Annotated in this window: 13 protein-coding genes; 4 read left to right on the top strand and 9 right to left on the bottom strand. The window is 64.1% G+C overall.

Annotation, left to right across the window (positions count from 1 at the left end; translation table 11 throughout):
• Positions 1 to 46 precede the first annotated feature (46 nt).
• From MesoLj_RS12785 to carB, 3 genes are all read left to right on the top strand, one after another.
• Positions 47 to 802 carry a metallophosphoesterase family protein gene (locus tag MesoLj_RS12785; protein WP_202326205.1) on the top strand — a complete coding sequence of 252 codons (756 nt, stop codon included), beginning with the start codon at positions 47 to 49 and terminating at the stop codon, positions 800 to 802.
• A gap of 215 nt (positions 803 to 1,017) precedes the next feature.
• On the top strand, positions 1,018 to 2,061 hold the full coding sequence (locus tag MesoLj_RS12780) for an SH3 domain-containing protein (RefSeq protein WP_202326204.1): 1,044 nt from the start codon (positions 1,018 to 1,020) through the stop codon (positions 2,059 to 2,061).
• 272 nt (positions 2,062 to 2,333) lie between these two features.
• On the top strand, positions 2,334 to 5,837 hold the full coding sequence (gene carB, locus MesoLj_RS12775) for a carbamoyl-phosphate synthase large subunit (RefSeq protein ID WP_202326203.1): 3,504 nt from the start codon (positions 2,334 to 2,336) through the stop codon (positions 5,835 to 5,837).
• On the opposite strand, the gene MesoLj_RS12770 is transcribed toward carB, so the two are convergent.
• From MesoLj_RS12770 to MesoLj_RS12730, 9 genes are all read right to left on the bottom strand, one after another.
• Complete coding sequence (locus MesoLj_RS12770) at positions 5,809 to 5,991, bottom strand: hypothetical protein (protein WP_244735356.1); 183 nt, start codon at positions 5,989 to 5,991, stop codon at positions 5,809 to 5,811. The two genes, carB and MesoLj_RS12770, sit on opposite strands and share 29 nt — an antisense overlap.
• Positions 5,992 to 6,065: 74 nt before the next feature.
• On the bottom strand, positions 6,066 to 6,458 hold the full coding sequence (locus MesoLj_RS12765; protein WP_202326202.1) for a RidA family protein: 393 nt from the start codon (positions 6,456 to 6,458) through the stop codon (positions 6,066 to 6,068).
• 72 nt (positions 6,459 to 6,530) lie between these two features.
• Positions 6,531 to 6,923, bottom strand: coding sequence for a RidA family protein (locus MesoLj_RS12760; RefSeq protein ID WP_202326201.1), 393 nt, complete (start codon positions 6,921 to 6,923; stop codon positions 6,531 to 6,533).
• Between the two features lie 103 nt (positions 6,924 to 7,026).
• On the bottom strand, positions 7,027 to 7,491 hold the full coding sequence (locus MesoLj_RS12755) for a cupin domain-containing protein (protein WP_202326200.1): 465 nt from the start codon (positions 7,489 to 7,491) through the stop codon (positions 7,027 to 7,029).
• Positions 7,492 to 7,818: 327 nt separating this feature from the next.
• Complete coding sequence (locus MesoLj_RS12750; RefSeq protein ID WP_202326199.1) at positions 7,819 to 8,241, bottom strand: pyridoxamine 5'-phosphate oxidase family protein; 423 nt, start codon at positions 8,239 to 8,241, stop codon at positions 7,819 to 7,821.
• Positions 8,242 to 8,406: 165 nt separating this feature from the next.
• Entirely contained in the window at positions 8,407 to 9,360 is a 954-nt protein-coding gene (locus MesoLj_RS12745; protein WP_244735354.1) for a YihY/virulence factor BrkB family protein, read from the bottom strand.
• Positions 9,361 to 9,714: 354 nt separating this feature from the next.
• Positions 9,715 to 10,116, bottom strand: coding sequence for an endonuclease domain-containing protein (locus tag MesoLj_RS12740; protein ID WP_342215826.1), 402 nt, complete (start codon positions 10,114 to 10,116; stop codon positions 9,715 to 9,717).
• Between the two features lie 73 nt (positions 10,117 to 10,189).
• Entirely contained in the window at positions 10,190 to 10,933 is a 744-nt protein-coding gene (locus tag MesoLj_RS12735; RefSeq protein WP_202326197.1) for a DUF899 family protein, read from the bottom strand.
• A gap of 131 nt (positions 10,934 to 11,064) precedes the next feature.
• On the bottom strand, positions 11,065 to 11,487 hold the full coding sequence (locus tag MesoLj_RS12730; RefSeq protein ID WP_342215825.1) for a lysozyme inhibitor LprI family protein: 423 nt from the start codon (positions 11,485 to 11,487) through the stop codon (positions 11,065 to 11,067).
• Between the two features lie 160 nt (positions 11,488 to 11,647).
• On the opposite strand from MesoLj_RS12730, the gene MesoLj_RS12725 reads away from it, so the two are divergent.
• On the top strand, positions 11,648 to 11,986 hold the full coding sequence (locus MesoLj_RS12725; RefSeq protein WP_202326196.1) for a hypothetical protein: 339 nt from the start codon (positions 11,648 to 11,650) through the stop codon (positions 11,984 to 11,986).
• Positions 11,987 to 12,010: the final 24 nt, after the last annotated feature.

The raw sequence follows: 12,010 nt of genomic DNA, 5'->3' as shown, positions 1-12,010 counted from the left end.
TTGTCATGCTGCTATGCGATCCCCCGGATTAGCGGAGCCTCCCCTCATGCGCATTGCCGTCCTCGCCGATATCCACGGCAATGTCCTGGCGCTCGACGCCGTGCTGGAGGACCTGGCGCGTCGTGGCGGTGCCGACCTCACCGTCAATCTCGGCGACAGCGTTTCCGGCCCGCTCTGGCCTCGCGAGACGTTTGCCCGGCTTGAGGCGCTGGACCTGCCGACGGTGCGCGGCAACCACGACCGCCGCGTCGCCGCCGATCCCGCGGACGAAACCATGTGGGCGTCCGACGTCTACGCAAAGGAGCGGCTGACCGAGGCGCAGCGCCAGGTCCTCTTCGCCCAGCCGCTGACGCTGGAGATCGCGCCCGGCATCGTCGCCTTCCACGCCCGCCCCGACCATGACGAGAAATATCTACTCGACGCGGTCGTTGATGGCCAGCTGGTGCGCGCGCCGCTGGCTGCGATCCGGCGGCGGCTGAAGACACTCGACCCGGCCTGCCGTATCGCGCTCTGCGGCCACAGCCACCGCCCGGAGCTGATCCGCGTCCCCAGCGGTCCCGTCATCTTCAATCCGGGCAGCATCGGCTGCCCCGCCTATGATGATTCCACCCCGCCGGCGCATGTTTCCGAACAGGGCTCGCCGCATGCGCGCTACGGCATCGTCACATTGGGCGGCGAAGGCCGGCCGGACCGTTTCGAGGCCATTGCCGTGGACTACGACCATGGGGCGGCGGCGCGACAGGCCGAACAGGCGGGACGTCCGGAATGGGCCCATGCGCTCCGGACCGGCTTCATGCCGTAAGCCTCCCCGCACGGCCAAAATCCATGATCCTGACCCATGAATCCGCACCGCCGCCGGGGCTTTGGAAGCAACGGCAGGGCTCCTCCCGCCCGACCAGCATCATGGCTCGCTTGAATTTTCAGACTTACATGGCGGCGCTTCGTCCCTTATAAAACCGGCCGGGCACGCGGCGGAACCGCCACGGCATGGTGATTTGAGTATCGGCGCACGGCCAAATGAAGAGGCGCACAGTTACGCTCCGAAAAAGTTTGCATGCGCTGATTGCGGCTCCGTTGCTGATGGCGGCGTGGCCGGCTGTCGCGCCTGCCCAGGCCGAAGAGGCGCCGTTCATCTCCATCGTCACCGGCCTCGCCCCCGACGACCTGCTCAATATCCGCGCCAAGCCATCGGCGATCGGCAAGACCGAAACCCGTCTGGCTGCCGGTGCAAGCGTCAGGAACCTTGGCTGCAACGACATTGACGGGCACCCATGGTGCAAGGTCGAGTCAGACAATCCCAAAGCCACCGGCTGGGCGCCCGCGCGCTACCTCGTTCCCGTCAATCCGGCAACCGTGCCAACCCCCGACCAGGCAGCGGATGCGCCAACCACCGCGAGCGCCGCTGCCGATGCGGCCGTGCCCGCTGCCGGCGACCCAGCCGCGGCGACACCTCCTGCCGCCCAGGCATCGAGCAGCGCCACGACGCCGCCCGACCTGACGGCAAGGCTGGGCGGCGTGGCCCAACCCGTTGCCCCTGAAGCTCCGGTGAAATCCGCCGCCACCATCGCCATGCAGGATGCCTACGGCCTGGCCCTGGCGGCGAGCGAAACGCCGCCGACCGGGGAAATCCCGGCCCCCGACGGCGATGCCGGCACGGCCGCGGACAGCGGCTCGGCGGCGGGATCCGTTCCCGTTCCCACGCCGCGGCCGGAATCCGCCGATGCCGCGCCCGCCGTCGACACGCAGACCGTTGCCGAACTGCCGCCACAACCCGCCGCCCTTGCCTCTGGCGGCACCCTCGCGATTCCCTGCGCCCGCTACGTCGGCCAGCCAATGACGCCCTGCGCGGCAACCGTCGTGCACAAGGGCGCCGACAAGGCCGACGTCACCGTGACATGGCCCGACGGCGGCAGCCGCGTCATCTCCTTCTATGCCGGCCTGCCGGCCGGCTCGAACGCCAAGAGCGATTTCCGCTTCACCCGCGAGGGCAGCCTCAGCATGATCCGCATCGGCGTCTCCGAACGCTTCGAGATCACGGACACGGTGGCCTTCGGGCACTAAGTGCCAGGGGAGTAAGGCAGTAGGGCAGTAAGGCAATATGTTTAAAGGGCACTCGAGCCCCTACCTACTGCCCTACTGCCCTACTGCCCTACTGCCCTACTGCCCTACTGCCCTACTGCCCTACTGCCCTAATCCCTCATTTTCGGGGTTACATCTCCCAAAACTCTTCCCTATAAGGCCCACCTAGCCTGATACCAGAATCGCGAGCACAACCGGCCGGGTCTTCCCGTCCCGGTTTTTTGTGCAAGCCGCCCGCCGAACGGACCTATGACATGCCAAGACGCACCGACATCAAGTCGATCCTGATCATCGGGGCCGGCCCCATCGTCATCGGCCAGGCCTGCGAGTTCGACTATTCCGGCACCCAGGCCTGCAAGGCGCTGAAGGAAGAGGGCTTCCGCGTCATCCTGGTCAATTCCAACCCGGCCACCATCATGACCGACCCGGAACTGGCCGACGCCACCTATATCGAGCCGATCACGCCCGAGGTGGTCGCCAAGATCATCGCCAAGGAGCGGCCCGACGCGCTGTTGCCGACCATGGGCGGCCAGACCGCGCTCAACACCGCGCTATCGCTGCGCCGCATGGGCGTGCTCGAGCGCTACAATGTCGAGATGATCGGCGCCGACGCCACGGCCATCGACAAGGCCGAGGACCGCGCGCTGTTCCGCGAGGCGATGAGCAAGATCGGCCTGGAAACGCCGAAGTCGATGCTGGCCAACGCCACCGACGTCAAGAACGCCGACCGCAAGACGCATGAGGCCGAGCGCGCGGCACTGAAAGCCGAGAAGCCGGCCGATCTCGATACCGCGCTCGACGCGCTGGAAACCCGCTGGAACCTCGGCGAAGGCGACCGCAAGCAGCGCTATATCAGCCATGCCATGGCGATCGCCGCCCAGGCGCTTGACCATGTCGGCCTGCCCGCCATCATCCGCCCCTCCTTCACCATGGGCGGCACCGGCGGCGGCATCGCCTACAACAGGGCCGAATTCTACGAGATCGTCCAGTCCGGCCTCGACGCCTCTCCGACCACCGAAGTGCTGATCGAGGAAAGCGTGCTCGGCTGGAAGGAGTATGAGATGGAGGTCGTCCGCGACAAGGCGGACAATTGCATAATCGTCTGCTCGATCGAGAACATCGACCCGATGGGCGTGCATACGGGCGACAGCATCACCGTCGCCCCTGCCCTGACGCTCACTGACAAAGAATACCAGATGATGCGCAACGCCTCGATCGCGGTGCTGCGCGAGATCGGCGTCGAGACCGGCGGCTCCAACGTGCAGTTCGCCGTCAACCCGGCCGACGGCCGCCTGGTCGTCATCGAGATGAATCCGCGCGTCTCGCGCAGCTCCGCCCTGGCCTCGAAGGCGACAGGCTTCCCCATCGCCAAGATCGCCGCCAAGCTCGCCGTCGGCTACACGCTGGACGAGTTGGAGAACGACATCACCGGCGGCGCCACGCCCGCCTCCTTCGAGCCGTCGATCGATTACGTCGTCACCAAAATCCCGCGTTTTGCGTTCGAAAAATTCCCCGGCGCCGAGCCGGTGCTGACCACCGCCATGAAGTCGGTCGGCGAAGTCATGGCCATCGGCCGCACCTTCCAGGAATCGCTGCAGAAGGCGCTGCGTGGTCTCGAAACCGGCCTCACCGGTCTCGACGAGATCGAGATCCCCGGTCTCGGCCATGGGGCGACAGTTGCCAACCATGCCGACGACCGCAACGCCATCCGCGCCGCCCTTGGCACGCCGACGCCCGACCGGCTGCGCATGGTGGCGCAGGCGATCCGCATGGGTACCTCGCTGGAAGACGTGCACGCCATGTGCAAGATCGACCCGTGGTTCCTCGAACAGATCGCCGGCATCCTGGCCATGGAAGCCCGCATCCGCGAGCACGGCATCCCGCAGGATGCGGTCAATCTGCGCATGCTGAAGGCCATGGGCTTCTCCGATGCCCGCCTCGCGTCGCTGACGAAGACCGACGCCGAAGTGATTCAGAAGATTCGCGAAAAGCTCGACGTTCATCCAGTTTATAAACGCATCGACACCTGCGCCGCCGAGTTCGCCTCGCCCACCGCCTACATGTACTCGACCTATGAAGTGCCCTTCGCCGGCGCGCTCGCCAATGAGGCACAGGTCTCGTCGCGCAAGAAGGTCGTCATCCTCGGCGGCGGCCCGAACCGCATCGGCCAGGGCATCGAGTTCGACTATTGCTGCTGCCACGCCGCCTTTGCGCTGCGCGACGCCGGCTATGAAGCGATCATGATCAACTGCAATCCGGAGACGGTCTCGACCGACTACGACACGTCGGACCGGCTCTATTTCGACCCGCTGACGGCGGAGGACGTGCTGGAGATCCTGCGCGCCGAGCAGGCGTCGGGCGAACTGGTCGGCGTCATCGTCCAGTTCGGCGGCCAGACGCCGCTGAAGCTCGCCGACGCCCTGGAGAAGGCCGGCATCCCGATCCTCGGCACCTCGCCCGACATGATCGATCTGGCCGAAGACCGCGACCGCTTCCAGAAGCTGTTGCACAAGCTCAACCTCAGCCAGCCGAAGAACGGCATCGCCTATTCGGTCGAGCAGGCCCGCCTCGTCGCCGGCGAGCTCGGCTTCCCGCTGGTCGTGCGCCCGTCCTATGTGCTGGGCGGCCGCGCCATGCAGATCATCCATGACGAGGGCATGCTGCAGACCTACCTGCTCGACACCGTGCCCGGCCTGGTGCCGGAGGACATCAAGCAGAAATACCCCAACGACAAGACCGGCCAGATCAACACGCTCTTGGGCAAGAACCCGCTGCTGTTCGACACCTATCTCTCGGGCGCCATCGAGGTCGATGTCGACTGCCTCTGCGACGGCAAGGCGACCTTCGTCTCCGGCATTCTCGAACACATCGAGGAGGCCGGCATCCATTCGGGCGACTCGGCCTGCTCGCTCCCCGTTCACTCGCTGCCATCGGAGCTGGTCGACGAACTGGAGCGCCAGACGGCGGCCCTCGCCCGCGCGCTCAATGTCGGCGGGCTGATGAACGTGCAGTACGCGATCAAGGACGGCACGGTCTATGTGCTGGAGGTCAATCCGCGCGCGTCGCGCACCGTGCCCTTCGTCGCCAAGACCATCGGCCGTCCGATTGCGAAAATCGCTGCCCGCATCATGGCCGGCGAGACGCTGGAAGACGCCTTCGCCCATTATGGCGCCATGCCCGATCCGAGGAACCCCGGCCACATCGCGGTCAAGGAAGCCGTCTTCCCCTTCGCCCGCTTCCCCGGCGTAGACATCCTGCTCGGACCGGAAATGCGCTCGACCGGCGAGGTCATGGGCCTCGACCGCGATTTCGCGCTGGCCTTCGCCAAGAGCCAGCTCGGCGCCGGCGTCGACCTGCCGCGCTCCGGCACGCTGTTCGTCTCGGTGCGCGACGAGGACAAGAAGGGCATCTTGCCGGCGGTGAAGCGCCTGGCCGGCCTCGGCTTCAAGGTCCTGGCCACCTCAGGCACCGCCCGCTTCCTCGCCGAAAACGGCGTCGACGCCCAGAAGATCAACAAGGTGCTGGAAGGCCGGCCCCACATCGAAGACGCCATCCGCAACCGCCAGGTCCAGATCGTCTTCAACACCACGGACGGCCAGAAGGCGGTATCGGACTCCAAGTCTCTGCGTAGGGCGACGCTGATGCAGAAGGTACCGTATTATACGACGCTGTCGGGTGCCGCGGCCGTGGCGGAGGCGATCGCGGCGCTGAAGGCGGGGAGCCTGGAGGTCAGGCCGCTGCAGGAGTATTTTGCTTGACGCTGTTCAAGTCGAGCTTGGTTGTCATCATGTCGACCGGCGGCGTTGCCGAGATGAACACGAAGCCATTGGCATTCACCGCTGTCGAGCAAGGCAGGCCGAGCGCCCGCACCTTGGCCGACATGACCGGCACTTCGATGACTTCCTTCTTCATGGCAATCTCGCCCCGTTTGCGGGGAGCTTATAGCGCTACCGGCCGAACGCCAGCGCCGAGGCATGGTCCAGAACTCACGCCACTGCCACACACTCGATCTCGATATCGAACTCCATTGGCCATGACGCCACCGGCACAAAACTCCGCGCTGGCGGGTTCGTGGAGAAGTACCTGGCATAGACCCGGTTGATGGCGTTGTAGAAGCCGGAATTGACGGCGTAGATGCGCACCATCACCACATTGTCGAGCGAGGTGCCGGCCGCTTCCAGGCAATGTTTCAGCGCCTTCAGCGACGCCTCGGTCTGCGTTTCGATGTCGCCGCGCACCATCTCGCCGGTCACCATGTCCACCGGCGGCGTCGCCGAAATGAACACGAAGCCATTGGCCTTCACCGCCGTCGAACACGGCAGGCCGAGCGCCCGCACCTTGGCCGACATGACCGGCACTTCGATGATTTCCTTCTTCATGGCAATCTCCCCGTTTGCGGGGAGCTTATAGCGCCACCGGCCGAACGCCAGCGCCGAGGCATGGTCCAAAGCTCACGCCACCGCGACGCACTCGATCTCGATGTCGAACTCCATGGGCCATGACGCCACCGGCACGAAAGTCCGCGACGGCGGGTTTTCGGGGAAATGCCTCGCGTAGACCCGGTTGATGGCGTTGTAGAAGCCGGAGTTGACGGCGTAGATGCGCACCATCACCACATTGTCTAGCGACGTGCCGGCCGCTTCCAGGCAGTGTTTCAGCGCCTTCAGCGACGCCTCGGTCTGCACCTCGATGTCGCCCTTGACCAGCCTGCCGGTCGAGATATCGAGCGGCGGCGTGCCGGACACGAAGACGAGTCCCGCGCCCTTGGTCACCAGCGACAGCGGCACGCCAAGCGCCCGCACAGCCGCCGACAGCACCGGCACTTCGACAACTTCCTTCTTCATGGTGGTTCTCCCTGCGTTGGCAGGGAGCTTAGCATTGGCGGAACGCCAGCGCAGTTCTTCCTTCTCCCTTGTGGGAGAAGGAAAAGGTAGCGCCGTCCAGCGCTCACCCCTGCCCCGGATACGGCGTGCCGTCCTTGTGCAGGAAGCGTCCATCCGAACTCGGGCTCATCATGTCGATGTCGGAGCACGTGATGACATCGGCCGGGTTGCGCGAGCCGACTTCGAGGTAGCGGGCTGTAACCGACGACCGGTTGATCATGTGATGGCCGTTGCCGCTGTTCTTGGCAAAGGCGGCACTATAGCCCGCCTTGAGCAGCGTCTCGCCGCCATCCTCGACCAGAGTCAACTCGCCTTCCAGCACATAGACAAGCTCATCCTCATGGCTGTGCCAGTGGCGCTGGCTCGACCAGCCGCCGGGAGGGAGCGTCATCAGGTTGACGCCGAAATCGGTGAGGCCGCCGGCGTCGCCCAGACGCCGGCGCGTGCGGGTGTCGCAAGGGGCGTCGAAGGGCGCGGGATAGCCGGAGCCCTTGCGGACGGGCACGGCCGAGAGGTCGATCTTGGGCATGGGTGCCTCCTCGGATTGGGTGGCGCAGTCTAATGCTCGGCAAGCGCAGGCACAGAGCCATCTTGCGGTGCTCTGTTCGCCAAAGGGGGGAACATCCACCGTCGCGCTCTACGGCGCCCCCCTTTGTCCTGCCGGACATCTCCCCCACAGGGGGGGAGATTGGCCGTCGTCGCGGGTTTCGCTAATTTTCATCGTAGAAAAGAAGAGAACTGGCGCCAACGCTGCCAATCTCCCCCCTCGTGGGGGAGATGTCCGGCAGGACAGAGGGGGCGCCGTAGAGCGCCGACCTCGTTCTCCAATCCATCGCCACCAGAAGGAAAAACAGGTTCACGACCGCAGTGTCACCTCGCCCTCATCCTCGCCGTCCCAGTAATGCGCGCGCGTGGCCTCGATCTTGATCATCGCCAGTCCCGGCGTATCGGTGCCCTGCTCGAACCATTCGTCGATGTCCTCGTTCCAGTGTTCCTCGAACGCGGCCTTGTCGCGGATGATCTCGGCCTTGCCCGCGACGGCGACCCAGAAACCATCGTGGCCCTTGAAGGCCAAGGACACATTGGCGTCGCGCTCGATCTCGGCCACCACCTCCGATTTTTCCCAGGTGAAGTAGTAGGACGAGCCGTCATACTCGACGTCCTGGTTGTTGCTCATCGGCCGGCCGGCGATAGCGCCGCCTTCGGAATGGGTGGACAGCATGGCGACATCGATGTCGCGCATCTTCTCGGCAATTTCGGCAAGGCTGCGGTTGGGCATGGTGTGCTCCTGTCAAAGGGGTTGGCTAGGGCAACGTGCGATCTCCCCTTTGGTTCTCAGGAATTTCCCGGGCGCCAAACATTCATCCGCCAACAATCATTGGCGCGGCAACGCGGGCGTGCGGAAGCCGCGCACCGTCACACGCATGGCCTGTCCATCTCGACGCTATGGGCGACGAGGCCCCAGCAGAAAGGCCGTCATCACTGCACTCACGCACGCCACCGCCAACAACGCAACGGCACCCGAAGAGCTGGCCTCCTGGCGAATTGAAACAGTTTGTCCTGGAGTGGGCGCATTTTGAACCAGCCCGTTCAGGTCGGACCTGCTGCCATGTCGAACGGAATAGGCGCGGGTCAACTCTGCGCCGAACAGAAAGATTTCTGATGAGTAGTAGACCCAGAGCAGTATGACGAGCAGCCCTCCGGCCGCACCATATGACGATGCGATCGCACTTGTGCCGATATACCAACCGATAAGCGACTTCCCCAACGTGAACAGTGCGGCGGTCACGACGGCACCGATCCCGACATCCCGCCACTCCAAGGCACGATCCGGCAAGACTTTGTAGATAGCGGCAAACATCACGGAGATCAGGGAAAAGGAAATCAAGGTGTTGGCCGCGCTCAGAACAAACTCGCCGAATGGCAATTGAGCGCTGATCATGTTGCCCAGAGCCGAGATCGCGGCGCTCGCAACCAGGGATACCAGCAACATGAAGCCGAGTGCGGCGACCAGGCCGAGACTTGCCGCACGCGCACGCAGGAGACGCGACAGCGAACTCCCTTTCGTTTCAACTTTCCATATTGCATTCAGGGCCTGCTGCATCTCGCCAAAGACCGCGGAGGCGGTGACGAGCAAGGTGGCCACACCAACGATGGCCGCCAGGGTCCCCGATGATTTGCTGGATGCCCCTTCGAGCGCTGTCTGAAGGAGTGCTGCGCTTTCTGAACCCATCAGCCCCGATATCTGGGCAGACAAAGCCAACTGCGCTGCGTCATGACCAAAGGCTATGCCAGCTATCGCAACGACAATTATCAGGACTGGGGCCAGCGACGTTGCGGCATAAAAAGCCATCGCCGCGCCATGACTGAGGGCATTGTCGTTGACAAAGCCAACCACGCTTTCTCGCACCAGGTCCCATACGTTTCTAGTTGTGAGTCGCACTTCGAATCCGTGAAGGGGGGTCGCAAACCGTCTACTATCAATGCGGCGCATCTTCCGATGTTCCGGCCGATCTGAGCGACAGCTTCACCAGCGATGTGAGGCGCACGATCAATGGTGCGGAAACCGTGCGCAAGGCGAGCAGCCAAGAACCCCCTTCTCCCCTTGTGGGAGAAGGTGGCCGAGCGAAGCTCGGTCGGATGAGGGGTGTTCCAGCTTGGCGATGCGCCTGTTCAAAACCCCTTCAATGCCGGAAGACGAAGCAGAACGACTGCCGCCCCGTTTTCTTCTCAGCGAGAGAAGGCACCTCCATCAGCGCCATGGCTGCAAACTTGTGTCCCGAACATAGGCGATGATGGTGTCACAGACTGAATCCATCTCTCGCAACACATCATCATTCCAGAAGCGTAACACGCGGAACCCTCGCAACTTCATTTCGGCGCCCCGCTCACGATCGTGGACAGAGTCTGCGTGCTGGCTACCGTCTATCTCAACGATCAGCATTGCCTCCGCGCATAGAAAGTCAGCAATGAAACGTCCAATCGGCACTTGGCGGCGGAACTTGATCCGATCCAGTTTTCGACCGCGCAACTCATGCCAAAGCTTGTCCTCGGCCTCGGTCGGCTCGTGCCGCAAGGTTCGGGCAAAACGTCTCTTTTCTGGCAGGACAGGTTGGTGTGGCATTGCGAGACAATAAGTGAGGTTGGCGTTCACTGGAACACCCCTCATCCGACCTCGCTTCGCGAGGCCACCTTCTCCCACAAGGGGAGAAGGGAGGCCGCACCCCTCAATGGCAACACCCCACCCCATACTGCAGCTGCTCATTCCAATCCGGCCTGCCCTCCGGCGTGAAATCCATCAGGTTCCACAGGGTCTCGCAGGTGCCGATGGCGCGCGGGTCCTGGCCGGGCTCCGTTGGCGCGAAGCCGAGTTCGGACGACCAGAAATGGCGGATGCCATCACCGTCCCGGTGGAACACCGACAGCAGCGGGATCTGCGCGCCGTCGGCATCCTCGGCATTGTAGTCACGCTTGAAGCTGTTGGCGGCCGACGACACCAGCCGCATGTTGCGCCAGCCGCGATCGCGGCCGAGCGTGACGAGGTTTTCCAGCGCGGCTCTCGCGACCACGGCGAAATTGAAGCCCGCCGCTTCGAGATGCCCGACCGCGCCGTCGAACTGGTCGAGCAGCGCCGTGCAGGACGGGCATGGCTGGTCCGGCCGGGCGAGCCTTGCCGTGCCGCCTGATATCGCCACATCGCGGGTTTCCAGCGGATGGCGCGGAAACATCATGTTGTACAGGATGAGCGAATCCCTGCCGGGCGCGAACAGCTCCGACAGTTTCACCTTCGCCGGACTGCCTCCGGCATCGAGCGCATCGAAGACATAGTCCTGGCGGATCAGCCCGCCCGGCGGCAGCGTACGGCGCGCCTCGGCCACGGCTTCCATGGCACGGCGCAGCTCGATTTCCTTCTTCAGGAGCTTTTCGCGTGCGGTGCGGTATCTGGCGGATTCGTTGGGAAAGGTAATCATGACCGGCTCCTTGGGTCCGCGCGCCGGCGTCCCGGCGCGGTTGCTCTGCGACCCAAGGACGTCTGGCCGCGATCGGTTCCGACATTCTTGCGCGGCTTGCGGCGACGGGGCAGCACGCCTTCCCGAAGACCCTACTGCGCCGTCGGCACCGGACAGTTCAATTCGCCTTCAGGGCAGTTGAGATAACCCTGGAAATCCTTGAGCCTGTTGTTGGTGAGCGATGTCCGGCAATTGGTGACGACCATCGGATAGACGCTGCCCGCCATGTCGATCGGGCCGCCCTGGAACTTGCATTCGGAGTCGCGGAAGCCGACCCAGGCACGTTGCGCATCGACCAGCAATTTCTTCGATGCCGCATCGTTCTTGAACCGCGTCTGGATCTGCTTGTAGGCCTCGTTGAGTTTCTTGTCGGCCGCATCGAAATCCTTGCCGGCGCATTGATCCATCGTCGCCTGGTCCTGCGCATTGGCGCAGTCGGCGGCCCGCGCGGCGCCGGCAAGGAGCGGGGCCGCAAGGACCAGGGTGGCAAGGGTGGAGAGCATAAGCCGCATCATGTTTCCTCCGGTTTCAGTCGAGACCGGAGCTTAACCGTCAAGCCACCTCGGGCAAGATGCGACGTGCCACCTTGGTGGATAGTTTCTTTCGCCTGTTGGAACCCCACCGCCTTTCCCGCATTGCTTCCATCGGCTAGGGCTTGCGGGACTGGGGAGAAGAATGCACGACGCCGACGAGATCGACCTGCGCTGCCCGCAAGTGGTGGCCGACAATGCCGCCAGGGGGCTTAGGCTGCGCGAGCGGTTCGGCCGTGGCGGCACCGAGATCGGCGTGGCACGGGCGACGGAGCTGAAGAACCGCGAGAAGCTCGCGCCGTCCACCATCCGCCGCATGGTCAGCTATTTCGCGCGCCACGAGGTCGACAAACGCGGTAAAAACTACGGCAATGAGGACAACCCGTCAGCCGGCCATATCGCCTGGCTGCTGTGGGGCGGCGATGAGGGCCGCGCCTGGGCGCTCGAGCTCAAGAAGAAGATCGGCAATGCGCCGGATATCTAGAAAGAAGGCCGCGCAGTACGGCAG

The sequence above is a fragment of the Mesorhizobium sp. 113-3-9 genome (assembly GCF_016756515.1).
Lineage (GTDB): Bacteria > Pseudomonadota > Alphaproteobacteria > Rhizobiales > Rhizobiaceae > Mesorhizobium.
The sequence above is the reverse complement of the archived record's forward strand: the minus strand, read 5'-3'. Positions and strand labels throughout refer to the sequence as shown.